The 26,175-nt window shown below is 63.9% G+C and carries 28 protein-coding genes and 1 tRNA gene; 11 read left to right on the forward strand and 18 right to left on the reverse strand.

The window, feature by feature from the left end; translation table 11 throughout:
- Positions 1-203: 203 nt before the first annotated feature.
- Positions 204-995 carry a phage integrase N-terminal SAM-like domain-containing protein gene (locus tag GQO94_RS21030; protein WP_232332896.1) on the forward strand — a complete coding sequence of 264 codons (792 nt, stop codon included), beginning with the start codon at positions 204-206 and terminating at the stop codon, positions 993-995.
- A gap of 251 nt (positions 996-1,246) precedes the next feature.
- Here the strand turns inward: GQO94_RS21030 and GQO94_RS11355 are convergent, their stop codons facing one another.
- Positions 1,247-2,128, reverse strand: coding sequence for a DUF7146 domain-containing protein (locus GQO94_RS11355; RefSeq protein WP_332310843.1), 882 nt, complete (start codon positions 2,126-2,128; stop codon positions 1,247-1,249).
- Positions 2,129-2,264: 136 nt separating this feature from the next.
- On the opposite strand from GQO94_RS11355, the gene GQO94_RS11360 reads away from it, so the two are divergent.
- A complete protein-coding gene (locus tag GQO94_RS11360; protein ID WP_232332897.1) occupies positions 2,265-2,879 on the forward strand; it encodes a lytic transglycosylase domain-containing protein in 615 nt (204 codons plus the stop codon).
- 443 nt (positions 2,880-3,322) lie between these two features.
- Here the strand turns inward: GQO94_RS11360 and GQO94_RS11365 are convergent.
- From GQO94_RS11365 to GQO94_RS11385, 5 genes are all read right to left on the reverse strand, one after another.
- Positions 3,323-3,398, reverse strand: a tRNA-Lys gene (locus tag GQO94_RS11365).
- 35 nt (positions 3,399-3,433) lie between these two features.
- Positions 3,434-3,928, reverse strand: a complete 495-nt coding sequence (gene folK, locus GQO94_RS11370) for a 2-amino-4-hydroxy-6-hydroxymethyldihydropteridine diphosphokinase (protein ID WP_156841504.1) — start codon at positions 3,926-3,928, stop codon at positions 3,434-3,436.
- 4 nt (positions 3,929-3,932) lie between these two features.
- A complete protein-coding gene (aguB, locus tag GQO94_RS11375) occupies positions 3,933-4,799 on the reverse strand; it encodes an N-carbamoylputrescine amidase (RefSeq protein WP_156841506.1) in 867 nt (288 codons plus the stop codon).
- Between the two features lie 9 nt (positions 4,800-4,808).
- Positions 4,809-5,591 carry an SIMPL domain-containing protein gene (locus tag GQO94_RS11380; RefSeq protein ID WP_232332898.1) on the reverse strand — a complete coding sequence of 261 codons (783 nt, stop codon included), beginning with the start codon at positions 5,589-5,591 and terminating at the stop codon, positions 4,809-4,811.
- Positions 5,592-5,667: 76 nt separating this feature from the next.
- Complete coding sequence (locus GQO94_RS11385; RefSeq protein WP_156841508.1) at positions 5,668-6,525, reverse strand: class I SAM-dependent methyltransferase; 858 nt, start codon at positions 6,523-6,525, stop codon at positions 5,668-5,670.
- Positions 6,526-6,649: 124 nt separating this feature from the next.
- Here GQO94_RS11385 and msrA point away from each other — a divergent pair, with 124 nt between their 5' ends.
- Positions 6,650-7,183: a peptide-methionine (S)-S-oxide reductase MsrA gene (msrA, locus tag GQO94_RS11390; RefSeq protein WP_156841510.1), complete on the forward strand. Its 534-nt coding sequence runs from the start codon at positions 6,650-6,652 to the stop codon at positions 7,181-7,183.
- A gap of 7 nt (positions 7,184-7,190) precedes the next feature.
- Here msrA and GQO94_RS11395 read toward each other — a convergent pair whose 3' ends face one another.
- Positions 7,191-8,420, reverse strand: coding sequence for an RsmB/NOP family class I SAM-dependent RNA methyltransferase (locus tag GQO94_RS11395; protein ID WP_156841512.1), 1,230 nt, complete (start codon positions 8,418-8,420; stop codon positions 7,191-7,193).
- 54 nt (positions 8,421-8,474) lie between these two features.
- On the opposite strand from GQO94_RS11395, the gene GQO94_RS11400 reads away from it, so the two are divergent.
- Positions 8,475-8,645 carry a DUF1674 domain-containing protein gene (locus GQO94_RS11400; RefSeq protein ID WP_156841514.1) on the forward strand — a complete coding sequence of 57 codons (171 nt, stop codon included), beginning with the start codon at positions 8,475-8,477 and terminating at the stop codon, positions 8,643-8,645.
- 105 nt (positions 8,646-8,750) lie between these two features.
- On the opposite strand, the gene GQO94_RS11405 is transcribed toward GQO94_RS11400, so the two are convergent.
- The 5 genes from GQO94_RS11405 to GQO94_RS11425 all read right to left on the reverse strand — a co-directional run bounded on the left by GQO94_RS11405 (position 8,751) and on the right by GQO94_RS11425 (position 14,694).
- Complete coding sequence (locus GQO94_RS11405) at positions 8,751-9,248, reverse strand: L,D-transpeptidase family protein (RefSeq protein WP_156841516.1); 498 nt, start codon at positions 9,246-9,248, stop codon at positions 8,751-8,753.
- A 4-nt stretch (positions 9,249-9,252) separates the two neighbouring features.
- The gene (locus GQO94_RS11410) at positions 9,253-10,542 is read right to left on the reverse strand and encodes an adenylosuccinate synthase (RefSeq protein ID WP_156841518.1); all 1,290 of its coding nucleotides are present in this window, start codon (positions 10,540-10,542) and stop codon (positions 9,253-9,255) included.
- 144 nt (positions 10,543-10,686) lie between these two features.
- Positions 10,687-11,802 carry an ATP phosphoribosyltransferase regulatory subunit gene (locus tag GQO94_RS11415; protein ID WP_156841520.1) on the reverse strand — a complete coding sequence of 372 codons (1,116 nt, stop codon included), beginning with the start codon at positions 11,800-11,802 and terminating at the stop codon, positions 10,687-10,689.
- Positions 11,803-11,871: 69 nt separating this feature from the next.
- Complete coding sequence (gene serA, locus GQO94_RS11420; RefSeq protein ID WP_156841522.1) at positions 11,872-13,455, reverse strand: phosphoglycerate dehydrogenase; 1,584 nt, start codon at positions 13,453-13,455, stop codon at positions 11,872-11,874.
- A 108-nt stretch (positions 13,456-13,563) separates the two neighbouring features.
- Positions 13,564-14,694, reverse strand: coding sequence for a phosphoserine transaminase (locus GQO94_RS11425; protein ID WP_156841524.1), 1,131 nt, complete (start codon positions 14,692-14,694; stop codon positions 13,564-13,566).
- Between the two features lie 344 nt (positions 14,695-15,038).
- Here GQO94_RS11425 and GQO94_RS11430 point away from each other — a divergent pair, with 344 nt between their 5' ends.
- Together GQO94_RS11430 and GQO94_RS11435 are read left to right on the forward strand one after the other, a co-directional pair.
- A complete protein-coding gene (locus GQO94_RS11430; protein ID WP_156841526.1) occupies positions 15,039-15,707 on the forward strand; it encodes an extensin family protein in 669 nt (222 codons plus the stop codon).
- A 134-nt stretch (positions 15,708-15,841) separates the two neighbouring features.
- Positions 15,842-16,150: a hypothetical protein gene (locus GQO94_RS11435; protein WP_156841528.1), complete on the forward strand. Its 309-nt coding sequence runs from the start codon at positions 15,842-15,844 to the stop codon at positions 16,148-16,150.
- A gap of 23 nt (positions 16,151-16,173) precedes the next feature.
- Here the strand turns inward: GQO94_RS11435 and GQO94_RS11440 are convergent, their stop codons facing one another.
- The 6 genes from GQO94_RS11440 to ykgO all read right to left on the reverse strand — a co-directional run bounded on the left by GQO94_RS11440 (position 16,174) and on the right by ykgO (position 21,260).
- Entirely contained in the window at positions 16,174-16,956 is a 783-nt protein-coding gene (locus GQO94_RS11440) for a proteasome-type protease (RefSeq protein ID WP_156841530.1), read from the reverse strand.
- A 70-nt stretch (positions 16,957-17,026) separates the two neighbouring features.
- The gene (locus GQO94_RS11445) at positions 17,027-17,887 is read right to left on the reverse strand and encodes a transglutaminase family protein (RefSeq protein WP_156841532.1); all 861 of its coding nucleotides are present in this window, start codon (positions 17,885-17,887) and stop codon (positions 17,027-17,029) included.
- 10 nt (positions 17,888-17,897) lie between these two features.
- A complete protein-coding gene (locus tag GQO94_RS11450) occupies positions 17,898-18,845 on the reverse strand; it encodes an alpha-E domain-containing protein (protein ID WP_156841534.1) in 948 nt (315 codons plus the stop codon).
- Positions 18,845-20,275, reverse strand: a complete 1,431-nt coding sequence (locus GQO94_RS11455; RefSeq protein ID WP_156841536.1) for a circularly permuted type 2 ATP-grasp protein — start codon at positions 20,273-20,275, stop codon at positions 18,845-18,847. Before GQO94_RS11455 ends, GQO94_RS11450 begins: the two co-directional genes overlap by 1 nt.
- Positions 20,276-20,414: 139 nt before the next feature.
- Complete coding sequence (locus GQO94_RS11460) at positions 20,415-21,041, reverse strand: HAD family hydrolase (RefSeq protein WP_408636620.1); 627 nt, start codon at positions 21,039-21,041, stop codon at positions 20,415-20,417.
- A gap of 93 nt (positions 21,042-21,134) precedes the next feature.
- Complete coding sequence (ykgO, locus tag GQO94_RS11465) at positions 21,135-21,260, reverse strand: type B 50S ribosomal protein L36 (RefSeq protein ID WP_004210176.1); 126 nt, start codon at positions 21,258-21,260, stop codon at positions 21,135-21,137.
- Between the two features lie 178 nt (positions 21,261-21,438).
- Between ykgO and GQO94_RS11470 the strand changes: the two genes are divergently transcribed.
- From GQO94_RS11470 to mdh, 5 genes are all read left to right on the forward strand, one after another.
- Positions 21,439-22,029: a DUF4136 domain-containing protein gene (locus GQO94_RS11470; RefSeq protein ID WP_156841538.1), complete on the forward strand. Its 591-nt coding sequence runs from the start codon at positions 21,439-21,441 to the stop codon at positions 22,027-22,029.
- Positions 22,026-23,165, forward strand: coding sequence for a M14 family metallopeptidase (locus tag GQO94_RS11475; protein WP_156841558.1), 1,140 nt, complete (start codon positions 22,026-22,028; stop codon positions 23,163-23,165). The genes GQO94_RS11470 and GQO94_RS11475 overlap by 4 nt, the downstream gene beginning before the upstream one ends.
- A gap of 169 nt (positions 23,166-23,334) precedes the next feature.
- Complete coding sequence (locus GQO94_RS11480; protein WP_156841560.1) at positions 23,335-24,477, forward strand: cell wall hydrolase; 1,143 nt, start codon at positions 23,335-23,337, stop codon at positions 24,475-24,477.
- Between the two features lie 126 nt (positions 24,478-24,603).
- Complete coding sequence (locus GQO94_RS20800; RefSeq protein ID WP_198045929.1) at positions 24,604-24,924, forward strand: hypothetical protein; 321 nt, start codon at positions 24,604-24,606, stop codon at positions 24,922-24,924.
- A gap of 220 nt (positions 24,925-25,144) precedes the next feature.
- Positions 25,145-26,107 carry a malate dehydrogenase gene (gene mdh / locus GQO94_RS11490; RefSeq protein WP_156841562.1) on the forward strand — a complete coding sequence of 321 codons (963 nt, stop codon included), beginning with the start codon at positions 25,145-25,147 and terminating at the stop codon, positions 26,105-26,107.
- Positions 26,108-26,175 lie beyond the last annotated feature (68 nt).

A 26,175-nucleotide genomic window follows, 5' to 3' on the forward strand; every position in this document is an offset into this window, starting at 1 on the left:
TTCCAGTGCGACCTTGGCCTTAAAATCGGCGCTGTAGCGCTTCCTCGTCGTCTTCATTCCCGTACCAATCCATCAGGTCGGGAGTAGCTTAACACCCTGTCCAGAAAACCGGCACCATCTCAGTAGCGTAGTATTTGTGAGGCTTTCGGCGGGGCGACGTCGCCCGCCGAAGGTGGAGTTCCTGCAACGGAGAGGAACTTACCATGGATACTATCACGACCGCTGCCCCGAGCCATTCGCTGCGCGAGCGGATGTTGCAGGACATGACGATGCGTGGCCTCGGGGCGCACACGCAGAAGGACTATATCCGGCATGCCCGGAGCTTCGCCGCGTTCCTGGGCCGTCCGCCGGATACGGCCATAATGGAAGACCTGCGGCGTTATCAGTTCGACCAGCACGAGCGCGCCGTGGGGCCGGCCACGATCAATGGGGCCGTGTCGGCACTGCGGTTCCTGTTCGGGATAACCCTGAAGCGCCCGGAGATGGCGCTGGGGCTCGTCGTTGTTCGCAGCATGCCCAAGCTGCGTGTGGTCTTGAGCGTCGAGGAGACAGCGCGGCTGCTCGAGGCTGGGTACCAGTTGCGGTGCAAGCAAATCGTCGATGAGTTCGGCATCGTGGCCGGTGATATTGCTCGCGCGGAAGAGCGCCTCGAGACACTCGCGGCACTGCGGGGAGATTTCGTTGAGCCAAAGGCTTGCCTGGGTCATCCCGGCCCAGAGCGCAAGCTTGCCGGTCCCAGCAGAAGGTTCGAGGACATGGTCATGCGCTCCGATCCGTGCTGCCCGCGCCGCCAGCCAGGCGAGCCGCGGCGGCGTCACGAACTGCTGCGGCTCGATTTGCTCCTCGCTCCGCGTGGTCTGGGTGGGAACGAGCGCCTTGAGCCGATCGAAAGCCGCGAAGGCTTCGACCGGCGGAACTGCAGGCGTCAGGCCACTCTGCTCCTTGAGGGTAAAGACCTGCGCCAGTTCGAGCGCGGCATGGGCTTCGCGGACTGACCAGCAGCCATCGGCATCGGAACCGCCGAATGTCTCGAGGAGAGCGTGCCAAATCGCAGCACGATCGATCGGCGTGTCATTCTCAAGCGGATGTGCGAGCGAGCGAGCCGCGACGAGCAATCTCGGCTCGCTCGCCGTGACAAAATCGAACAGTTGGGAAGAGTGGATCATGGTGCCTCCTTGCGGGACCGGTCACGCTTTGGTGAGCCCGCGAGGCAATCGCCGCCTCCCCTCTGTTCAAGATGAACTGGTCACCCGCTCCTGCAGCACATCGGCCCAGTCCGTGTCGCGCCGGTCGGCTCGCAGGCGATGATCGTGCGGTCCTTGCGGTCGTGTGCAATGCGCGCCTTCATTTCCGCGACGCGTCCGCCCGGATCGTTATCGACGAAGAGGTGAAGCTCGCGGACGCTGTCGGGGATCGCGACTTGCCCGAAGCGCTCGTTCCCCAGCGTCGCCCAGCAGGGAATACCAAACAGCTGCGCCGCGGCGAGCGCGGTCTCGATACCTTCGGCCAGTCCGAGGCGCCCGCCTCTCGGCATCGCAAGCCGGACCGCACCGCGCTGCAGGCTTCCCAGTGCCCGTTTCGGCATTGTGATCTTCGCGATCTTGCCCGAACGCGGATCGAGGCACGTGCGGTGGAGCGCGATGACGCCCTCGTCGCTGCGGACGGCTGCCAGCATCGCTGCCCTGAACTGGACATTGTCGCGAGCGCCAAGCGGCGTGCGGCCCAGATAACGCAGATCGCGCGAACGCTCATCGATGCCGCGTCGAGTGAGATAGCGCTCGGCCGCCGTACCGCCGAGCGCGCAGGCGCTCCGCCAAAGCCGGACCGCGTTCGCATTCTGGCTTTCCTTCGGGGCGGGAGATTCGGCCAGTGCCGACGAGCCATCAAACAGCTCGCGAAGGCCAGTGCCCTGGCCGGCAACAGCCGCGAGCACGGCCTCGTTGGTACACCCCGCGAAGCAGTGAAAAAGAATCGCCCGTTGCCCAAGCGTCACGCTGAGCGAGGGAGTTCGGTCGGCGTGCGCCGGACAGCAGCACATGCCCTTGGTCCCGCGCCAGGTTCCGCCCAGCGATTCCACCAGTTTGCGGGCACGATCAGCCAGTGGCGACGACGTTTGCGTATGCATCATGAGGCCTACTCCATTGGGCATGCCTCCCCCGGCGCAGCCTCCACTCCGCGCCCTGTCACTGCCGATTGACGATGAATCGTTCTATAAATGTTCTCATCGCGTTTGGACAGATGGATGCGGATCGATGAGGCACAGGATGAGACTTGGGCTTGCCATCATGGGCTTGGGAATCCTGAGCGGCGCCACGAGCCTGCGGGCTGAAGACTTGCAAACTGAAAGTCCGGATCCCGGCGCGGCAGTCAGGGTCTATAATAATGGGTTCCGGTTGGTGGAGCACGGCAAGTGGGAGAGCCGGGCAAGCGTCGCGCCTGAAGCTGGCTCACCGATTGCGCGCCCTCGGTCGGAGATGTCCCGGTCAGGTCCGCCAGCAGGTCCGAGGACAAACTATCGCCCGGAAATCTATCTGCCCCAGGTCCGCGAAGCTGAATTCCGCTATGCGTTGCCCGAAGGCTTGCTGGATGCGCTGGTCTGGGTCGAATCGCGCTATAATCCACTGGCAATCAGCAAAGCCGGCGCAGGAGGTCTTGGGCAGCTCATGCCGGGCACGGCTCGCGAACTGGGAGTCCGCAACCGGTTCGATCCCCGGCAGAATGTCGACGGCGCCGCCCGATACCTTCGTCAAATGATTGATCGCTTCAACCTGATCCATCTGGCGCTAGCCGCCTACAACGCTGGACCACGAGCCGTAGAACGATCGAGCGGGGTCCCACAGAACGGCGAGACGCCGGCCTATGTTCGAAATGTCCTCTAACGTTGGCGCCCCGGGAACCAATAGCTCGGCGCGGTGCGTCACTGTCAGGCGACTTCTTGGTTCGCCATCGAGATGCAATGGACTTTGAGACCGACATGTGGGTCGATCCAGTCCTCCGTCATTGCTCGCCGCGCGGCCAATCGCTCGACACCAATGTGAGCACCACGCCCCCCCGCCTCACCTTCAAACTGAGAAATCGTGTTGATGGCAGAGCTGACCGTGGCTTTCCGGCAGACGAAAGATTCATTAGCGATTCGGGCGCGGGATCGATGTGGAGACTGGCAGCTTCAGGTCGAGCATTCGCGAGTTTTTGCCACCCAGATCCAATAGTGTCCCACCCGATCCAGAATGCAATTTGTTACCTAGGCTGTTACCTAGAGTGCTCGCAAGTTCCGCCTGGGACCGGTCGCTCTTAGAAATATATCTAAATTTCAGATGTTTATTGGTGAGCCCTGCTGGGTTCGAACCAGCGACCTACTGATTAAAAGTCAGTTGCTCTACCGACTGAGCTAAGGGCCCCCATGCGGCTCACTGGCCGCTCGCGGTGCGAAAAGTCACCTAGGGGCCGGGCGGGGATGGGTCAAGCGTGCGAAGAGATGTCGCAGCGAGAGGCCGGTCACCGGGTCGCGCCAGTCCGGGGCAATGGCAAGAGCCGGGGCAAGAACGAAGTCGCGCTGGCGGAACGCACCGTGCGGCACGCCAAGCGCGCGCGATTGCCAGCGACCGCCGCTCCACAGGATGATGTCGACATCGAGCACGCGTGCTCCCCAGCGCTGGTTGCGACGGCGACCGAAGTCTTTTTCCAGCTGCTTGATCCGAACCAGCAATGCAGGCGGATCCATGTCTGTGGCGACGACGGCAGCGGCGTTGGCGTAGCGGCGGCGCGACGGTCCCAACGGCGCGGTGGTGACGATAGGCGAACGCGCCTCGACAGTGCAACCGGCCGCCCCCAAGGCGTCACATGCGGCAGCGACGACCTGGCGTGGACTGCCATGGCGGCCGTGACGCCTATTCGAGCCAAGTGCGAGGAGGTAGGCGTAGCGCGCCAAGCCCTCAGATATCCTGCGCGATGCGTCCGTAGAGCTGTGGACGGCGATCGCGGAAGAAGCCCATTCCGGCGCGGTGTTTGGCCGCCTGGGCGAGATCGATCGTCGCCACCAGCGCACCGCTTTCTGCCTTGCCGTACTCGGCCAGAAAATCGCCCCATTCGTCGGTGATGAAGCTGTGGCCGTAGAACGCCTGACCGTCCTCCACGCCGATGCGGTTGGCGGCGATCACGGGCATGCAGTTGGAGACGGCATGGCCCAGCATCGCCCGACGCCACATGCGGCTGGTGTCGAGGTCCGCGTCGTAGGGCTCGGAACCGATTGCGGTGGGATAGAACAGCAATTCGGCACCCATCAGCGCCATCACTCGCGCGCATTCGGGGTACCACTGGTCCCAGCAGACGCCGACGCCGATCTTGACGCTTCCGCCCGCCTTAAGCGCCACATCCCAGACCTTGAAGCCGTCGTTGCCGGGGCGGAAGTAGTACTTTTCCTCGTAGCCCGGGCCATCGGGGATGTGACTCTTGCGATAGGTCCCCACGATCGCGCCGTCGGGGCCGATCATCGCCAGCGTATTGAAGTAATGATGCCCGTCGCGCTCGAAATAGCTGGTCGGGATCGTCACGCCAAGCCGCGCGGCGAGCGCCTGCATGGCGATGACCGAGGGATGCTCCGCCGTGGGGCGGGCGAGTGCGAACAGGTCCTCTTCCTCGACCTTGCAGAAGTAGGGGCCGGAGAACAGTTCGGGCGGCAGGATGACTTCCGCGCCCTTCCCCGCCGCGTCCTCTACCAGCGCGGTTACGGCGGCGATGTTCTCCGCCTCGTCGGCGGAGTTGAGGGCGAGCTGCAGGGCTGCGACGGTGATCTGGCTCATAGGCGCCGACTATTTCGGACGCAGCGCGAAGTCCACCTGGATCGTCACGTCGCTCGCGGTCTGGCCGGGCATGATCCGTGCGCCACCCGACTGGTCGGAGCTCTCGGGCATCGCGACCGGATAGGCCGAGACCGGCGGCGGGGGCGGCGGAGGCGCCATCGGGACCGCTCCCGAGAAATAACGGTTGCCCTGCTGGCCGCCCGAATCGCGGATATAGAGCACGCGGCTGATCTGCATCCCGGCGGCATTGGCATAGACTTCGGCCCGCTTGCGCGCAGCCTTATAGGCCTCGGCGTAAGCCAGGTTCGCGGTCGCTTCGGGATCGGACATCGTGAGGTCCGGCCCGGACATCAGGTTCGCGCCGGCCTGCGTGACAGCAGCGACCGCTGCGCCCGCCTTGTCGACATCGCGCAAGATCACATTCACCGTGTTGCTGGCGGCGAACTGGCCCTTGCGGTCGCCCCAGTCGATACGATTGACGCTGAGTGAGCGCGTCTGGATATCCTTTTCATCGACGCCCATTTCCTTGAGGGCACCGACGATCTCGTCGATCTTCTTCGCGTTGGCTTCACTGGCGGCCTTGGCGCTGGCAGCGGTGGTCTGGATGCCCGCGGCGAATTGCGCCTTGTCGGGCCGCGCTTCGGAATGACCGCTCGCACTGACAGACAGCAGCGTCTCGCCATGGTCGACGCCGCGCGCCTCGTCCGCCTTGTCGCTGCAAGCGGTGGCGGCAAGCAAGGGCAGCACCGCCGGAACGAGGCGGGGGGCAGGTTTCCAATTCAACTTTCGCACATATTACTCCCAGCCGCACGGGCGGCGCGAAGCGAAACTGCGAAAAATCCGATTAAAGCGCGATGAATAAACGGCTTTAGGACGCCTTGCGGAACAGGAGGGTCATCCGGTCGCTCTCGCCGATGGCCTCGTATTTCGCCTTGTCCTTGTCCTTGAGCGCGTAAGTCGGCGGTAACGTCCAGACGCCGCTTTCCCAATTGGCGGTGTCTTTCGGGTTGGCGTTGATCTCGGACTTGCCGACCAGTTCGAAGCCGTTCAGCTCCATAAGCTTGATGACGTCAGCCTCGCGCAAGTAGCCGTGTTCGCCGTTGGCGTAGCTCCAGGGCGCATCCGCCTTCGCGCGGTGCTGGACGATGCCGATCATGCCGTCGGGCTTCAGGAGTTCGCGCATCGTGCCGATCTCGCTGTCTGCGGCATTCCAGCGCATGAGGTTGTGCATCATCCGCATCACCAGAATGCGATCGAAGGTGCCTTTCTGATCATCGGGAACGGCATCGAGCGAAAAGCCGGAGACTTTCGCCTCTGGCTTGCCCGACCAGCCGGCAACCTGACCGCCGAACTTGGCCGCTTGCTCGGGCGCGCCCGCGCGGTACCGCTCGGGAATGCCGTCGGCATCCTTGTCGAAGAACAGGCCCACCAGCTCGCCTTCGCCGGCCAGATACGGAGCCAGTACGCGCGAATACCAGCCGCCGCCAGGCGCGTATTCGCCGACTTTCATGTCTGGCCGAACCCCGAGAAATGCGAGCGTGGCGACCGGATTGCGATAGGTATCGCGGCCGCTGTCCGCCTTGCGCGACGGACTCGCCGCAGCCAGCTCGAGCAGAGCTTCGCAGCCTTCACAGGCGACGACTGTGGTCTCGTCGTCGGCGTCGGCAGCGACGGGGGCGGCAATCAGCCCGAACGAGGTGGAGATGGCGAGCAGAAAACGGCGCATGGAGCGACTCCGAAACAAGGACGTGGCCAGAACCTACCCGAGCGGGCAGCGATGGCAAGCAAGCAGAACGTTCCTATCTGAAGGCCAACCGCGGGGTCGGCCCCCGCACGGATGGAGACATGTGATGGAAACGGCAATCCTGGCCGGCGGATGCTTCTGGTGCACCGAAGCAGTGTTTCGCGACGTGATAGGCGTGAGCGAAGTGGAAAGCGGATACATCGGCGGCGAAGTTCCGAACCCGACGTACAAGGCGGTCTGCTCGGGCAGCACCGGGCACGCCGAGGCGATCCGGGTGACGTATGATCCCGATACGATCAGCCTTGCCGAAATCCTCGACGTCTTCCTGGGCACGCACGACCCGACGCAACTCAACCGTCAGGGCAACGACGTGGGCACGCAGTATCGCTCTGCGATTTTTCCGCTCGACGATGCCCAACGAGCCGAAGCGGAGGCGGCGATCGAGCGCTGGAACGCACAGAACGGCGCCACGGCGGTCACGACGATCGAAGGCCCCGCGACCTGGTATCCGGCCGAGGACTATCATCAGGAATACTGGGAGGGCGAAGGCCAGCGCAATCCTTACTGCCAGGCAGTGATCCCGCCCAAGTTGATGAAGCTACGAAAAAGCTTTCAGGCGAAAGTGCGCTCTGACGCCTGACGCGGGGTCAGCGGCGCCAGCGGGCGATGAAGAAACCGTCGAGCCCGCCCGCGTGTGCCAACATGCCGGGGTCGGTCCGCAACCAGCCTTGCGGGCCGGGTTCGAGGCCTGCCGGAAGTTCGCTTGGGAGAATGGGAACGCCGTTCAGATCGACTCGCTCGGCCTGAGCTTCGCCTTCTTCGCTTTCCAGCGAGCAAACGGCGTAGACGAGCGTGCCGCCCGGAGCGAGCCAGTCCGTCGCCTTGGCGAGCAAGCTGCCTTGCAACTCGGCCAGTTCGCTAATCTGCGCTGAATGAATGCGATGCAGCACGTCCGGGTGACGACGGCAGGTCCCGGTGGCACTGCACGGGGCATCCAGCAGGATCGCATCGTATGAAGTCGCGGGCTGCCACTGCAGGGCATCGGCGACGATGACCTCTGCTCCCAGTCGGGTGCGTTCCAGGTTCTCGCGCAGTCGCTCGGTCCTACGCTTCGCGATGTCGAGCGCGGTCACGGTCCAGCCCGCCGCCGCGAGTTGCAGCGTCTTGCCGCCAGGAGCCGCGCAGAGATCGAGCACGCGCCGACCCCCGCCCGTACCCAGCAAGCGCACAGGCAGGCTTGCGGCGAGATCCTGCACCCACCACTCACCCTCGGCGAAGCCGGGAATGTCCTCGATCGCGGTGCCGCGCGGCAGCCGGACATGGCCGGGAGCCAGGGAGACACCTTCCAGCCGGGCCGCCCATTCCCGGGTGGCGGCAGGATCGCGCAGAGCCAGATCGAGCGGCGGCGGATCGGCAAGTCCGGCCGCGATCGCCGTCGAGCGCTCGGCCCACCGCCTCACGACCTCCTCGGGTAGGGTCGGCCGATCAGGCAGCGCCGGATTGGCCTTGGTGAGCGTTGAGAAAACGCCATGCGCCAGCCGCCGCGGTCCGCCCGCCAGCAGTTCGAGCCCCGTCGCCACGACCGCATGGGGGGGCGTCTGCAGACGCAAAACCTGTACTAGCATCATTTCAAGCACGGCGCGCGGCTTGGCATCGTCGGGCAGGCGTTGGCGGGTGGCGCTATCGATCAGGGCATCGAGATCGACTTTCCAGCGCAGCGTTTCCGAGACGATGGCGCGAGCCAAGGCACGGTCGGGACTACCGGTAATACGGCGCAGTGCATTGCTTGCCGCCTGATCGAGAGTTTCGCCCCGGCGCAACACGGCATCGAGCATGGTGAGCGCCGCGCGGCGCGCGGGCAATCCGGGAATGTCCATCGGTTCGCCCTATCCGCGATTGCATCGGGCCGCCACCCGTCCCACATCCATCTCATGACTCAGCGAGCAACAAGGCGCCCCGCCACTTTCGAGAAGCCTGCACACTGGAGCGACGAACCGGCGCCGCGCCCGGAAAAAGCGCCGGAAGACGAAGCCGATCCGGATGGCCTTTCCCCCACCCGCTACGGCGACTGGGTGAAAAAAGGCATAGCCATCGATTTTTGAGGTCGAGGCCTCAAGCTCTAGACTTCCAAGTGGTTAGATCCATTCAGCCCGAGCGGGTTGGGTGACGGGCGAGATGTGTCCGGGGCTCCTCAAGACATCCCAATCTCACGGCAAGATATCGATCGTCGCGCCATCGGGCACCACTTGCCAGAGCCATGCGATCTCCTCGTTGGAGACGGCGATGCAACCATCGGTCCAGTCCCCCCGCATGCGCCCCGCCATGCCGGTCGGCTGTCCGTGAATCATGATCATACCCCCGGCACTTCGGCCGAAAGACGCGGCATAGGCCGTATCGGCGGCATTCGGATACGACACATGCAGGGACAGCGTATAGGCGCTTTGCGGATTGCCCCAGTCGATCTCGTAGCGGCCTTCGGGCGTGCGTTCGTCGCCCTGGAACCGCTTGGGACCGTCAGGCGCATCACCCAGCTGGATCCCCTCGATCACGCGCAGCGGCGTTCCGTCGGCGTAAGCCGTCAGCGTGCGCGCGCTCTTGTCGACCACGACATGATTGGCGAGCAGCGCGCCCGGCACTTCCTCCTGAGCCGCCGCGCCGCCCGCGCTGGCCAACAAAGCGAGCGGAGCGAGGCGGAGGAGGTGCATCGAGTCAGTCCTGGAAGGGGTCGCGAACGAGGATCGTATCCTCGCGCTCCGGGCTCGTCGAGACCAGTGCGACGGGCGTCTCAATCAGTTCCTGCACGCGCTGGATATATTTGATCGCCTGCGCCGGCAGATCGGCCCAGGATCGTGCGCCGGCGGTGGTCTCCTGCCAGCCTTGCATTTCCTCGTAGATCGGCTCGACCGCGGCCTGATCGGCGGCGTGACTTGGGAAATAGTCGAGAACCTTCCCATTCAGCCGATAGCCGGTGCACACTTTGATCGTCTCGAACCCGTCGAGCACGTCGAGCTTGGTGAGCGCGATACCAGTGACGCCGGAGATCGCGCAGGACTGGCGCACCAGCACCGCGTCGAACCAGCCGCAGCGGCGCTTGCGTCCGGTGACCGTGCCGAATTCGTGCCCGCGCTCGCCGAGCCGCTGGCCGGTATCGTCCTCCAGCTCGGTCGGGAACGGACCCGAGCCGACCCGCGTCGTATAGGCCTTGACGATGCCCAGCACGAAGCCCGTGGCAGACGGTCCCAGCCCCGATCCGCTCGCCGCCGTGCCGCTGACGGTGTTCGAGCTGGTGACGAAGGGATAAGTGCCGTGATCGACGTCGAGCAGCACGCCCTGTGCGCCTTCGAACAGGATGCGCGCGCCGGCCTTGCGCACCTTCTTGAGGCGCTTCCAAACGGGCTGCGCATATTGCAGCACGAACGGCGCGATCTCGCGCAGCGCCTCGATCAAGCCCGCCCGGTCGATCGGCGGTTCACCGAAGCCGGCGCGCAGCGCATCGTGGTGCGCGCAAAGCCGATCGAGCTGGGGTTCCAGATGGTCGAGGTGAGCAAGATCGCAAACGCGGATCGCGCGGCGCCCGACCTTGTCCTCGTAAGCGGGGCCGATGCCGCGCCCGGTCGTACCGATCTTGCCCGAGCCCGCGGCCCCCTCGCGCAGGCCATCGAGCTCGCGGTGGACGGGCAGAATCAGCGGGCAGTTGTCGGCAATCGCGAAATTCTCGGTCGTGATCGAAACGCCCTGCCCTTCGAGCTTCTCGACTTCGGCTTTCAGCGCCCAGGGATCGAGCACCACGCCATTGCCGATGATCGACAGCGTGCCCGTCACGATGCCCGAAGGCAGCAGGCTCAGCTTATAGACCTGCTCGCCGACCACCAGGGTATGGCCCGCATTGTGACCGCCCTGGAACCGCACGACGGCATCGGCGCGGCTTGCCAGCCAGTCGACGATCTTGCCCTTGCCTTCATCGCCCCACTGGGCGCCGATCACGGTTACATTGGCCAAGCCTAAGTTTCCTTCGAAATTCCGACCCGGCGCGCCCTAGGCGAAGCGACCGGCTGCGGCAACACCGTACGCGGAGCCAATCTCTGGCGGTGAAGGCGCGCGCAAAGGTCATCAAGCCGGCAAAGGGATCCGCCAGCGGGACGATCAGGCGATTTCCACGGCGTCCACGCCCTCTAGCCGATGCGAACAGCCCAGCGCGACCGCATCGTCGCTCTCGCCCAGGGCCGCGCGAGTCCGCCAGCCGATCGCGCGCAGCCTTTCGGCAACCGCTGCATCGTGGCCCAGCGGGAGGAAGAGGACCTTGTCCTCGCCGATCCGCGCCGCGAGCGCATCGATCAGCGGATCAGGATAGAGAGAGAAGCCAATTGCAGGCTCGTCGATGCCGAGGATGCGGTAGGTCCCGCCCCGGCCGAGCGCCCCGGCAACGCCTTGGGCATAGATAGTGAACCCGAACCAGGACTGGTACTCGAACCCATGCCGCTCGGACGGGTCGAGCGTGATGCGGGCCTTGTTGCCAACCCGCTCCGCAATTTCGCGAAGACCGGCGATCCGGCTTGCCAGCGCGCCGCCGACATCGAAGGCAGCCAGCCGCTCGATCGCGGTTTCGAAGGGTCCCACCGAATACAGCAGCGGCAGGTAGTCCTTGCCGCCAGCCTCGACCAAACCACCCGCATCCTTGGAATCGAGCTCGCGCCGCACCGCCTCGATTTGCGAGGCGCCGAGCGGCATGGCTTCCGCCGCCAGCGTATCCACAAGATCGGGAAGCGTGAAATCGATCGAGATACCGGTGGCCCCGGCCGCCTGCAGCGCCTCGATGGCGACCGTGACGATTTCCGCAGCGGCCGCGACCGAATCGTTTCCGACCAGTTCCGCGCCCAATTGCAGGCGTTCGCGAACCGGATCGAGGCCATCGCCCTTGATCGTGACGACTTGACCCGCATAGCTCAGCCGCAGCGGCCTGGAGAGCCCGCCAAGCCCGGTCGCGGCGATCCGCGCGACTTGAGCCGTGATGTCCGATCGCAGCGCCAGGGTGCGCAGGCTCAGCGGATCGACGAAGCGGAACATGCGCTGCGGCTGGACGCCGGCCATGCGCGAGGCCATCGACCGCTCGAACTCGATCATCGGCGTTTCGACGCGTTCGTATCCGTGCCCGGATAGAACATCGAGCGCGGCGCGGCGCACGCGGCTTGCAGCGGCGGCGCTGCGCGGCAGCCTGTCTCCCAGTCCTTCGGGCAGAAGATCGCGATCGTTATCCGGCATGGCGGTGGGGCCTTTAGCGGCTAGCCGGGCCGGAGTCGAACCCCGGCCCGGCAAAGGAAGGCAGCGTGATCAGAACGCGAGTGGCTTGACCAGCTTCACCCCAGGCAGATCGCAGGCCTGCTTGACAAGTTCCTGCGAAATCGAGCCGTCGATCGACAGCAGCAGGATAGCTTCGCCACCAGCGACACGGCGGCCGAGATGGAAGGTGCCGATGTTGATGCCGTTCTCGCCCAGCAGCGACCCGATGGAGCCGATGAAGCCAGGCGCGTCCTCGTTGACGATATAGAGCATATCGCCTTCAAGTTCGGCTTCGATGCCGATGCCGAAGATCTCGACGAGGCGCGGGTTGTCAGCCCCGAACAGGGTGCCGGCGACAGAGCGATCACCCTGGCTGGTCGCAACGGTCACCCGGACCAGCGTCTGATAGACGCCCTCGCGATCGTGGCGCACTTCGCGCACGTCGATGCCGCGCTCCTTGGCGAGATACGGCGCGTTCACCATGTTCACGGCCTGCGAGTAGTGCTTCATCATCCCGGCGAGCACAGCAGCCGTGATCGGCTTCTGATTGAGCTGCGCGGCATCGCCCTCCACCTCGATCGAGATCTTGTCGAGGTTGCCATGCGCGAGCTGCCCAACGAGGCTGCCGAGCTTCTCGGCGAGCGACATGTACGGGCGCAGTTTCGGCGCTTCCTCGGCGGACAGCGAAGGCACATTGAGCGCATTGGTGATGCCACCATTGACGAGATAGTCGGCAATCTGCTCGGCGACCTGCAGCGCGACGTTGACTTGCGCCTCGCTGGTCGAAGCGCCGAGGTGCGGCGTGCAGATGAAGTTCTTCGTGCCGAACAGCGGCGAATCCTTCGCCGGTTCGTTCGCGAACACGTCGAGGGCCGCCCCGGCGATGTGGCCGGATTCAAGCCCTTCCTTGAGCGCGGCCTCATCGATCAAACCGCCGCGCGCGCAATTGACAATGCGCACGCCCTTCTTGGTTTTCGCCAGATTTTCGGCCGAGAGGATGTTGCGCGTCTGGTCGGTCAGCGGCGTGTGCAGCGTGATGAAGTCGGCCTTCGCCAGCAGCGTGTCGAGATCCGCCTTTTCAACGCCCAGTTCCACGGCCCGCTCAGGGGTGAGGAACGGATCGAAGGCGACGACCTTCATCCGCAGCCCCAGCGCCCGGCTCGCAACGATCGAGCCGATGTTGCCCGCGCCAATCAGGCCGAGCGTCTTGCCGGTCAGTTCGACGCCCATGAAGGCGTTCTTGGGCCATTTGCCATCCTGCGTCTGCTCGTTGGCATCCGGGATCTGGCGGGCGACGGCGAACATCAGCGCGATGGCGTGTTCGGCCGTGGTGATCGAGTTGCCGAACGGCGTGTTCATTACCACTACGCCTTGCGACGAGGCCGCGGGAATATCGACGTTGTCGACGCCGATGCCTGCGCGGCCGATCACCTTGAGGTTCTTGGCGGCGGCGAGCACTTCGGCCGTGACCTTGGTCGAGGAGCGGATCGCGAGGCCGTCGTAATCGCCAATGCGTGCGATCAGCTGCTCGGGCGTCTCGCCGGTGATGACGTCGACGTCGCAGCCGCCTTCCTTGAGGATACGTTCGGCGTTGGGGTCCATCTTGTCGGAGATGAGGACGCGGGGTTTGGTCATATCGGGTACTCCGTCACCCCGGACTTGATCCGGGGTCCCGCTTGGATCGCGGGCGGTGAAGAGATAGCGGGACCCCGGATCAAGTCCGGGGTGACGCAATTCGTTGAGTCAGGCCGCTTTCGCGGTGGCGTAGGCCCAGTCGAGCCAGGGGCCGAGGTCGACGATGTCCTGCGTCTCGACCGTGGCGCCGCACCAGATGCGCAAGCCCGGGGGCGCGTCGCGATAGCCGGCGACGTCGTAAGCCGCGCCTTCATCTTCAAGCAGCTTCGCGAACTTTTTGATGAAGTCGGCATCCGCGCCCTCGACGGTCAGGCAGACGGACGTCTTCGAACGGCTTGCCGGATCGGTGGCGAGGTGGCCGAGCCAGTCCCGCTCCGCCACGATCGTGTCGAGCGCGGCGGCGTTCGCATCCGAGCGCGCCTTGAGCCCCTGAAGACCACCCAGCCCTTTCGCCCATTCTAGCGCAAAGATCGCATCCTCGACGGCGAGCATCGAGGGCGTGTTGATCGTCTCGCCCTTGAACACGCCTTCGGTCAGCTTGCCGCCCTTGGTGAGGCGGAAGACCTTGGGCAACGGCCATGCCGGGGTGTAGCTTTCCAGCCGTTCGACCGCGCGGGGACCGAGGATCAGCACGCCATGGCCGCCCTCGCCGCCCAGCACTTTCTGCCAGGAAAACGTCGCGACATCGATCTTCGACCAATCGATGTCGTAGGCGAACACGCCGCTGGTGGCATCGGCGAAGGACAGGCCCTCGCGGTCCGCCGGGATCCAGTCGGCGTTGGGAACGCGGACGCCCGAGGTAGTGCCGTTCCAGGTGAAGAGCACGTCGGTGCTCCAGTCGACCTGCGACAAATCGGGAAGCTCGCCATAGTCGGCGCGGATCACGGTAGGATCGATCTTGAGCTGCTTGACCGCGTCGGTCACCCAGCCCTCGCCGAAGCTTTCCCAAGCCAGCGTCGTCACGCCGCGCGCCCCAAGCATGGTCCACATCGCCATTTCGAAAGCGCCGGTATCCGAGCCCGGAACGATGCCGATCCGGTGCGTCTCGGGAAGCTCGAGCACCTCGCGCATCAGATCGATGCAGTAGGCAAGCCGGGACTTGCCGATCTTTGCGCGGTGCGAGCGACCCAGCGATTGCGTGGCCAGCTTTTCGGGGGAATATCCCGGCGGCTTGGCGCAGGGACCGGAAGAAAAATAAGGACGCGCGGGATTGCGCGCCGGCTTCGTAATATCAGTCATTTAAGACTCTCCTCGCAGAGAGCTCGCGCGGCGTTGGGACCGCGTGGCCCGTCGCCGCACTTAGGTTCGTCCCACGAGATGTCAATCAAAGTCTTGGGCAAAGTCTTGGCCGAACCGGCCGCGCGGCGACCTGCGCGCGCCCCTCCATCCTCCCCCGCGAACCCGTCATGCTGGAAGTGGCAAAAGTATGTTCAGCGGCGAACCAGAAGGCAGCACTTTTGTGTCACGACACCGCCCCAACTATCTGAGAAGGGACCCGGAAATCCGCAAAGTCCCATAGTCCGAAAGACATTCTCGGCACGCATTGAAAGGTAACGTTAACTATCCGATGACAGGCTAACGCCATGCGCAAGTGCCTCATCCTACTCCCGCTTCTGGCAGCGCTGAGCGGTTGCCTCGACATTCCCAAGGTGTCGGGCGGCAGCAAGCGCGACAGCGTTCGGCAGTCGACTCGCGTCACCTCACCGCGGCCCGAGACACGGCAGTGCCTGGCCGAGCTCGGAATGACCCGCGCGAATTTCACCCCCCTGCCCGATCGCTATACCGGCGGGGGTTGTTCGATTCTCGGATCGGTCCAGCTGGCCAGCCTGCAAGGCGATGCCGCGCAATTCACTTTGTCTAACCTGGGGCCCGTCACGTGTCCCGCTGCGAGCGCCTTCGCGGGCTGGGCCCGCTTCGGCGTCGACCGCGCTGCCCGGCAAATTCTGGGTAGCCCCTTGGCTCGGATCGAAACGATGGGCAGCTATAGCTGCCGCACCGTCGCCGGCACGAGCCGGCTTTCCGGCCATGCCAAAGCCAACGCCATCGACGTGGCCGCTTTCGTGCTGGCCGATGGTCGCCGGATCAGCGTCCTCGACGATTGGTCCAACGGCACGAGCGACGAGCGGCGTTTCCTGCGGATCGTCCACCGCAGCGCCTGCAAGCGCTTCGGCACCACGCTGGGCCCGGAATACAACGCCGCCCACCGCAACCATTTCCACCTCGAAGCGGACGCTGCGGACTTCTGTCGTTGACGCATACCGTGGTGTCTGCGGGAGCTCGTCTAAGCCCTGCCCGCCCATCAACCATAACGGTTCAGGCCCGGTGCAGCGGCTTGCGGACACGCTGTCGACGATCACCGGAACGTGCCTTTGCGGGAGACCCTCTCATGCGAATGATCGCCGCCCTCGTCGCTGCCGCCATAGTGGCGTTACCGTTGCCTGCCGCCGCACAGGTCCTCAACGAAGTGCGCGCGATCAACAACTATATCGCGATCGCGAACGGGCGCCGGCAATTGCAGGACCTGACCCAGATCGAACAGCGCGAAGTGCGCGAAGTCGACCGTCTGCTGAGAGGGGAATCGCGCAGTTCTTCGACGTCACGCGAGGCCTGCATAGAGGAAGAGATCGCGCGCGAAGGCGGCTCGGTAACGTACCTGCAGTCGCGCATCATCGATTTGCGGTGCAGCCAGCGCTGATTGCAGGCCGTCGACAGCGCGAATCAGGCCGTCTCGGCGACTCGCGGCATATCGTCCGCCGGTTGCTGCGGCTCGATATGGTAATTGGGCAGCGCGAGAAACGCTTGCTTGAGCGCCTCGCCCCAGCCGGTCGAGATCGCCTGGAAGTACGGATCGGTCGCATCGATGCGCCGTTCGTGCAGCGGCACGAACTGATCGCGCTCCACCACCAGCAGATCGAGCGGGAGACCCACCGAAAGGTTGGCTTTCAACGTCGAATCGAACGAGACCATCAGCAGCTTGATCGCATCCTCGAACGACATTTCGCGATCGTATCCGCGGATCAGGATCGGGCGACCGTACTTGGTTTCCCCGATCTGGAAGAAAGGCGTGTCGAAACTGGCCTCGATGAAGTTGCCTTCCGGATAGACCAGGAACAGGCGCGGTTCCATGCCCTTGATCTGGCCGCTGACGATGATCGAGGCACCAAACGGACCGGAGCCGCTGTGGCCATTGTCGCTGGCGCGCAGCGCGATGACGTCGCGCAGCAGATCGCCGACGATGGTCGCCACCTGAAACATGGTTTCCGCCTCGAGCAGCGAATTCTGCCGCTCCGAAGGCGCCTTGTTGCGCTCCTCGAGCTGGCTGACGACCGCTTGCGTCGTGGCAAGATTGCCCGCGGTCATGATCGTGATGATCCGTTCGTCCGGGATCGACCACTGGAACATCTTGCGAAATACCGAGATGTTGTCGACACCCGAATTGGTGCGCGTATCGCTCATCATCACGAGCCCGCGTTCGAGAATCATGCCGACGCAGTATGTCATTACAGTGAGCCTTTATTCGTAAAGCGCGACGCCCGATCGGGCACGCGGATCGTCCGGCCTCAACCGCGACTCAGCCGCCTTGCGACTGCTGCTGACCATCAGAGCCTTGTTGTTGCTGCTGACTTACCATTTTCTGCTCAACCGATAAATGGACTTCCATTTCGGTTTCCCCAGCACCGACATCGATCCCTTTGACCGGCGCGGCTTCGGAGTAATCGCAGCCGGTCGCGACGCGAACGTAGCGTTCGTCCGGGCACATCTTGTTGGAGATATCGAAGCCGACCCAACCGAGGCCCTCCACCCAGGCTTCCGCCCAGCCGTGCCCGGCCTCCTGTTCGATCCGGTCGTCCATCTTCAGATAGCCGCCGACGTAGCGCATCGGAATGTCGAGCAGTCGCCCGGCGCTGATGAAGATATGCGCGTGGTCCTGGCAAACGCCGCGGCCATTGACGAGCGCCTGCTCCGCGCTCGTCTCCGTCGTAGTCGATCCCGGTACGTATTCGACCGCATCGCTGATCGCGGCGGACAGCGTGTGCAGAAAGCCGAGCTTATCAGATTTATCCGCGTCCAGCCCGGCGACCAGATTGCGGACACGCAACCCCGCGCGGGTCAGCGAAGTCGGCCGCAGGAAGCACCACAGCGGCATATGTCCGACGTGCTCACCGATCACGCCCGACTTGTCTACGGTGGTGACGAGCCCCTTGCAGGTGACGGCCATTTCGGTGACCCCGGGCTCGATCGTGATCAGCACCACATGGTTGTTGTTCTGATCGTCGTACTCGGCCTGCGGGTACCCGCCTTCGAAATCCATCTGCCAGTCGCGCACTTCCTGCCCGTGCGTCGACTTCGGACGCAACCGCAAGCGCTGCAACCCGTGCTGCACAGGGTGCGCGAAAATGTATCGAGTGCTGTGCGAGATCGCGAGATCCACTGGCGCTGTCCTATGTCACGAAGCGATATTCGGAGGCGATGCATTCGCCGATGCGGTTGGTCTTGTTGATGACGCTCTGCAGAAACTCGTGCAGGCCGCGATCGAAGATTTCCTCGATCGTGATCTGGTGGAGCTGGGCTCCGGCATCGCGCAGCAATTCGTGGGCTTCGGTCTCGCCGCCGTACTGCATCGCGAGGCCCGCCATGTTCGAGCGGACCTTGTCGTAACAGAACGCAAGGCTGCGAGGGAAGCGACCGTCGAGGATCAGGAACTTGGCGATGTCTCGCGGATCCATCTTGCCGGCGTTGAGCCAGGAGTAAGCACGATCGCCCGCGACCGAGCGCAGCAACGTGTCCCACTGCACGTTGTCGAGGCTGGAGCCGACCCAGGCCACCGATGGCAACAAGACGTAGTACTTCACGTCGAGGATGCGCGCCGTGCTGTCGGCGCGTTCGATGAAGGTCCCGATTCGGGCAAAATTGAACACGTCGTTGCGCAGCATCGAGCCGTCCATCGCGCCGCGTACGAGGGTGGTCTGCCGACGGATGGTCGACAACACTTCGCCGAGATTGGTCTCCCGCACGGGCCGGGCCATCAGCTCGCGCAAGGTCATCCAGGTTTCGTTGATCGCTTCCCAGACTTCGTCGGTGATGCTGGTGCGAACCATCCGCGCATTGGTTCGCGCGGATTCGATCATCTGCAGGACGCTGGCCGGATTATCCTTGTCGCGCAGCAGGTAGTTGAACACCTGAGGACCGACGAAGTCGCTAAACTTTGCGGAATAGTCGTGGATCTGGCCCGTGGTTTTGAGGACCGACTTCCATTCTTCTTCCTGCTGCGAGCGATCGCCTCGCGTCAACGCGAGATGGAAGCCGACGTCGATGAGCCTGGCCGAGTTTTCGGCGCGCTCGAGGTAGCGGGCCATCCAGAAGACCCCAGTAGCAGACCGTCCCAGCATTATTCGTCGAGCACCCAGCTATCCTTGGTCCCGCCCCCTTGCGAGGAATTGACCACCAGCGAGCCCTTCTTGAGCGCAACGCGGGTGAGGCCGCCGGGCGTGATGTCGATCCCTTCGGGCGAAACCAGCACGAAGGGACGCAAGTCGACGTGGCGCGGCGCGAGACCTTCCTTGGTGAAGATCGGTACGGTCGAAAGCGAAAGCGTCGGCTGCGCGATGTAGTTTTCCGGTTTTGCCCGCAGCTTCGCTTCGAACTCGGCCAGCTCCTTCTTCGAGGCCGCTGGGCCGATCAGCATGCCGTAGCCGCCCGAGCCGTGCACTTCCTTGACGACCAGGTCCTGCAGGTTGTCGAGCACGTATTTGAGCGAGTCTTCCTCAATACAGCGCCAGGTCTCGACGTTCTGGAGGATCGGCTTCTCGCCGGTGTAGAATTCGACGATATCGGGCATGAACGTATACAGTGCCTTGTCGTCGGCGATGCCGGTGCCCGGTGCGTTGGCGATCGTGACGCCGCCCGAACGGTAGACGTCCATGATCCCGGGTATCCCCAGGATGCTGTCGGGATTGAACGACAGCGGATCGAGGAAATTGTCGTCCACCCGGCGATAGATGACGTCGACCGGGGTATAGCCGGTCGTGGTGCGCATCTGCACGCGGCCGTCCATTACCCGCAGATCGCTGCCCTCGATCAGTTCGGCGCCCATCTCGTCGGCGAGGAAGGCGTGTTCGAAGTACGCCGAGTTGTAAATGCCGGGCGTGAGCACTGCGACGACCGGCCGATCGGCCGCGCATGTCGGCGCACAGGCCCGCAGCGAGCGCGCGAGGCGGCGCGGATAGTCCGACACGGGCCGCACCGGAATCCGGGTGAACAGTTCCGGAAACATCTGCATCATCGTTTCGCGGTTCTCGAGCATGTACGAGACGCCCGATGGCGTACGGGCGTTGTCCTCGAGCACGACGAACTCATCGGGACCGGTGCGCACGAGATCGATACCGACGATGTGGGTGTAGACGCCGCCCGGCGGCGTGAAGCCGATCATCTGCGTGAGGAAGGCTTCGTTGTCGCGCAAGTAATGGATCGGCAGCCGGCCCGCCTTGATGATTTCCTGCCGGTGATACAAGTCCTGCAGGAAGGCGTTGAGCGCCCGCACCCGCTGTTCGATCCCGCGCGTCAGCTTGCGCCATTCGCGCGCGGTGATGATCCTGGGGATCATGTCGAACGGGATCAGCCGCTCCTCGGCGTCATCTTCCCCATAGACGTTGAAAGTAATGCCAACGCGGCGGAAGAAGCGCTCAGCCTCCGCGTCCTGCCGCTTCAGCCAGTTGCTGTCCTGAGCATCGAACCACTCGCGATAGTCGGCATAGGCAGGCCGGACGGATCCGTCCGCGTTAAACATTTCATCGTACTTCGGCGCTGGCGTCGATGTCATTTAAACTCCCGTCTGGCGCTATAAGTGCACAATGTGCACGGCCTTGCCAAGCGGGTTGCGCTGCATCCGCGAAAAAAGACTGGAAGTCGTGTCCGGGGCCGCCCGCCGGCACGCAGCGGCGTTTACGATACGCTATGGTTCAGAGCAGCCCGCGAGCTACGAGATCATCCTCGAGCTGGTCCGCATTGTGGAAGTGATGGACGTTCCAGCCCAGGGTCCGTGCCGCCACGATGTTGTCGTGATTGTCGTCGATGAACAGCATCGCGCCGGGCGCGAGACCGAACCGGTCCACGGCGATCTCGAAAATACGCGCTGCGGGCTTCGCGACTTTCTCTTCCCCGGATACGACGATGTCGCGAAACCGATCGAACACCGGATCGGTCGGTCGGAATTCGGCCCAGAAGGGGCTCGCGAAGTTGGTGATTGCGTAAAGCGGCACCCCGCGCGCATCGAGCCGGCGCACCAGTTCATGCGTGCCCTGCACCGGGCCGGGGATGGATTCGAGGAACCGCGTCGCATAGGCGTCGATCAGATCGGCGCAATCGGGAAACTGCAGCTTGCGCGCCGCCACCATCTCCGCGAGATCGCGTCCGGCATCGTGCTCGGCATGCCAGGCTTCCGTGACGACGTGCGCCAGGAACCATTCGAGCCGCTCGGGATCGGGAATCAGCTTGGCGTAAAGCGCGCGCAAATCCCACCGGATCAGCACGCGCCCCACGTCGAAGACGACCGCCTCGATGCGCTGCGATGAATTCACTTCGGACACGACAAAAGCCCCCGCAATTGGGCGGGGGCCTTCACGCTGTCGCAATCGCAGACCGTCCGCCAGGTGTTCCCGCCGAACGGGAACGACGTACGATCAGCCCTGGCGAGCCTTGAAGCGGCGATTGGTCTTGTTGATCACGTACGTGCGGCCACGACGGCGGATCACGCGATTGTCGCGATGGCGGCCCTTGAGCGACTTGAGGCTGTTACGAATCTTCATTGTGGGTCTCGTCTCTTTTGGCGGTTCCGACCGCCGGAAATTCGAAGGCGCGCGGGTACGCGGCAATGGTGGGTAAGTCAAGCACTCACCCGCTGCCTTCGCTGCTGCTTGCATCGTGCGACGCGCGGTTCCAGACTGAGCGAAACGCCGCCCTGCCCCCTGGCGCGGAGAGGAATATATGAAGTCCATCATCAAGATCGCAAGCGTTTCGGCCCTGCTTCTGACATCGGCCTGCGTCGCGCCCGTCGGCCCGGTGGAGGTCACGCGCTTTCATCTGCCTGAGGCGCAATCCCGCGCCAGTGGTCCGATCACCGTGGTCGCGGCGCCCGGAGAAGACGGCGCGAGCATCGAATTCGCGACCTACGCCGCAGCCGTGCGCCGCGAACTGCAGCGGATCGGTTATGCACCCGCGGACGTACCGGGAGGACAGATCGCAGAGCTCGGCATCAGTCGCGCCATGCTGAGCCCGCAGCGCCGACGTGGCCCGGTCTCGGTCGGGATCGGCGGCGGGACCGGCGGCTTCGGCTCGGGCGTCGGGGTCGGAGTGGGCATCGACTTGTCGGGTCCGCCACCGGAGCAGGTCGAAACCGAAATGCGCGTGACCATCCGCGACCGGGTCAGCGGGCAAGCCATCTGGGAGGGACGTTCGCGCTTCATGGTCAAAGCCGATTCCCCCATGGCGGAAACCTCGCTCGGCGCAAGCCGTCTGGCCGAAGCGCTGTTCAAGGCCTTTCCGGGCCAGTCCGGGGAAACTATCTACGTCGAATGACAGTGCTGCACATTTCTTCCGCGTTCGATTCCGGCAACATCGAAGTTCTTTCCACCGACGAGCAGAGCGCGATTCTGGCGATCCGCAAGGATGAGGGGTCGGACTTCTTCCAGTGGTTCCACTTCCGCGTCGCGGGAGCCAAGGGTCGCGAAATGACCTTGCGGATCACCGGGCTAAACGGCTCTGCCTATCCGATGGGCTGGCCCAACTACCGCGCTTGCGTGTCGGAGGATCGGATCTATTGGGGCCGAACCGACACGCACTGGGACGACAAGACCGATGGCGGCACTCTGACGATCCGCTACACCCCGACGAGCGACATCGCCTGGTTCGCGTATTTTGCGCCCTATTCTCTCGAGCGGCATCACGATCTCATTTCGCGCTCGGCTACGCAACCGGACGTGGATTATCGCTGCTTGGGCATGTCGCTGGACGGGCGACCGATCGACGCAATCGAGATGGGAACCGGGCCTCTGCAGATCTGGCTCTACGCGCGCCAGCATCCGGGGGAATCGATGGCCGAATGGTGGATGGAAGGCGCGCTCGACCTGCTGTGCGATCCGGCATCGAGCGTCGGACGTGAATTGCGGCGGCTGTGCCGGTTGCACCTCGTGCCCAATTGCAATCCCGACGGTTCGGTGCGCGGACACTTGCGCACCAACGCCATCGGGACGAACCTCAACCGCGAATGGGGCGAACCGTCCGCGGAGAGATCGCCCGAAGTGCTCGCGATCCGGGATGCCATGGATGCCACCGGCGTCGATTTTGCCATGGACGTACATGGCGACGAAGCGATTCCCGGCAATTTCCTGGCCGGGTTCGAGGGCATCCCGTCGCTTAAGGCCGAGCAATCGGAAGGCTATGCGCTGTATCGCACCATCCTCGACCGGCGAACGCCCGATTTCCAGACCCGGCTCGGCTATCCGGCAGCATCGCCAGGCAAGGGCAATCTCGCGATGTCGACCAATCAGCTTGCCGAACGCTTCGGCTGTGTGTCGATGACGCTCGAAATGCCGTTCAAGGATCACGATGCCACGCCGGATCCCAGGCAGGGCTGGAGCCCGGAGCGCTGCGCGCAACTTGGGAGGGACTGCATGGGCGCGCTCCTGGAATGGATTCACACCCGCTCGACTTAGGGCCCAATCAGCGCCGGGGTTGCCTGGACACGCGTGCGCACGATCTTGTTAACCCGTTCATCCTATATCGTCATGTTGTGCCGCTTCGACACGCTCGGGATTCCGCTGCTGCGCCTCGGAAGCGCTTGCGATACCGGCAGTGCCTGCCGCCCAGCCCGATAAGGATGCAATGACCGAGACGACCGACTACGACCACGAACCGAGGCCGCGCGACTTTTCCGCGCGGTTTGCGCGCGGTCGTGGTCGCGGGGTTCGTCAGGCCGGTCGCCCCCGTCCCACGTGGGCGCTGGCTCTGGCCGGAGCGGTCGCGCTTCCGGCCTTCGCCGCCCCGCAAGACTGGGATCGCTTCAATATCGGCGATGCGGTGAATGCCAATTCGGACGTGCAGCCAATGCCCTTCGAGCAGGCCGGAAGCAGCTTTCCGGGTTCCGCCTTCTACTATCTCGAGCTGGAAGAGCCGGTGGTAAAGCTCGGCGAAGGCATTCATTCCGATGCCGAACCCACCTCTTCCGATAGCGATAGCCTGACCGGGCCCATCGCGCGGGCCATGCGCGTAGACAACAGCGGGGTCGATCGCCGCCGGGCCGAACAGTGCCTGACCGCGGCGATCTATTACGAAGCGGCCAGCGAAGCCGATGCCGGCCAACGGGCAGTCGCCCAGGTCGTCCTCAACCGCGTCGCGCATGCCGCTTATCCCAACACCGTGTGCGGTGTGGTCTATCAAGGCTCCGAACGGACGACGGGCTGCCAATTCTCGTTTACCTGTGACGGCTCCCTGGCGCGCAAGCCCTCCCCGATGTTCTGGTACCGTGCCCGCGCGGTCGCCGATGCGGCGCTGGCAGGAGCGGTGTTCGCGCCCGTAGGGCTCGCGACGCATTACCACACCGTCCAGGTCCATCCTTATTGGGCGCCCAGCCTGCACTACCTCAGCACGATCGGCGCGCACCGCTTCTACAGCTTCCGCGGCGGTGCCGGCGCGCCCGGTGCATTCCGCTTTGCCTATTTTGGTGGCGAGCCAATTGCGGCCCCGCACCGCCGGGATGACAGTGTCGCCACGCTTGCCGAAGCAAAGGCGCTCGATCCGATCGGCGTGCAGAATGCCTTTGCCGCCACTGAGCCCGAGCCAGCCCCGATCGCAAAAGCCACTCCGGAGACTGTGCCGCCCCCCGCGACCGAGCCGCCGCGCTACACCGCGCAACAACGCGAAGCCGGCGGCGATGCCCGCTACAAGGCGGGAAACTTGCCGGAAGCAACGGCCATTCGCGAAAAATACCGCAACAGCGGCAAGTGGATTTCCAGCCCCACATCCTGATTGCGTTGCGTGTGAAATAGTGAACGCATCGGCAACCAAAATTTTGCATCAAGGCTTAGGCCGGCTGCGCTTACCCTCTGTCTCATAACGACAATTCGTACGAAAAGAGACGGGGCGCAAAGCAGCATGACCATTCGATTTGCCATGGCGAGGAACCGGCGGCGATTTCGCAACCTTCCATGGAGACCCACGACAGCCAATCTTTCCGCTGCCAACGATAATGATTTCGACACCGAGTATTCGTCGACGCTAAAGACGGCTCTGCGCTATTTCGCGCGCCATGGTCTCTCGGCACCGGATGCGGTCCAGCGCGAAGCGGTGGAAGCGATGATGGATCGGGACGAACCCTCGTTCCGAAAGTGGCTGGAGATCTGCCGGACTTTCGACCGGAGAATGGCCGCGAGCCTGTCGCGCAAGGCGGCCCGCAAGTCTTCATCGCAAAGCTAGCGACCGAACGACACCGAAGTCGCACGGCTGCTTATTTACTAATGCGAATAATTAGCAATTATAACGACATGCCTGTCCAAAGGTGGGTGGTTTCTTGGTTGCAATGCCTTGGAATCCCGCTTAGGGCACCCCGCGAGACGAACGGCGCCTGCCTGCCGCGGGACGGCACGGGGCCATGGGCAACGACTTTCCCGCCAAGCGTGAAGGACCGATTCGAACCATGGCTCGAAAGAAGATCGCCCTAATCGGCGCCGGCAACATTGGCGGTACCCTCGCCCACCTCGCGGCGAAGAAGGAATTGGGCGACATCGTCCTTTTCGATATTGCCGAAGGTATTCCCCAGGGCAAAGCACTCGATCTGTCACAGTGCGGCCCGGTGGAAGGCTTCGATGCCTCTATCACCGGCACCAACGACTATGCGGACATCGCAGGCGCGGATGTGGTGATCGTCACCGCCGGCGTGCCGCGCAAGCCCGGCATGAGCCGCGACGACCTGCTCGGCATCAATCTCAAGGTGATGAAGTCGGTCGGCGAAGGCATCAAGAATAACTGCCCCGACGCGTTCGTGATCTGCATCACCAACCCGCTCGACGCGATGGTCTGGGCGCTGCGCGAGTTCTCCGGTCTGCCGCACAACAAGGTGGTCGGCATGGCGGGCGTGCTCGACTCGGCGCGCTTCTCGACCTTCCTCGCCTGGGAATTCGGCGTCTCGGTGCGCGACGTCACCAGCTTCGTGCTTGGCGGCCACGGCGATACGATGGTGCCGATCGTCGAGTATTCGACCGTTAAAGGCATCCCCGTTCCCGATCTCATCAAGATGGGCCGCTCCACGCAGGAAAAGATCGACGCGATCGTCAAGCGTACCGCAGGTGGCGGCGGCGAGATCGTCGGTCTGCTCAAGACTGGTTCGGCGTTCTACGCGCCTGCCGCTTCGGCGATCAGCATGGCCGAAAGCTATCTTCTCGACCAGAAGCGTATCCTGCCTTGCGCCGCCCACCTCACCGGCCAGTACGGCGTCGACGATCTCTACGTTGGCGTCCCGGTGAAGATCGGCGCCGGCGGCGTCGAGGAAGTGATCGAGATCGAACTGAACGAGACCGCCAAGTCCGGCCTCCAGGTTTCGATCGACTCGGTCAAGGAACTGGTCGCAGCCTGCAAGGGCATCGACGACAGCCTCGCCTGATTGCAGCGGTCGGGCGGTTGCGACCAAATAGGGTTTGCAGCCACCGACGCTCCCACGTGTTAGCCTGC

Origin of the sequence: Novosphingobium aquimarinum, assembly GCF_009746585.1 — a bacterium.
In the GTDB taxonomy this organism is placed as follows: domain Bacteria; phylum Pseudomonadota; class Alphaproteobacteria; order Sphingomonadales; family Sphingomonadaceae; genus Novosphingobium; species Novosphingobium aquimarinum.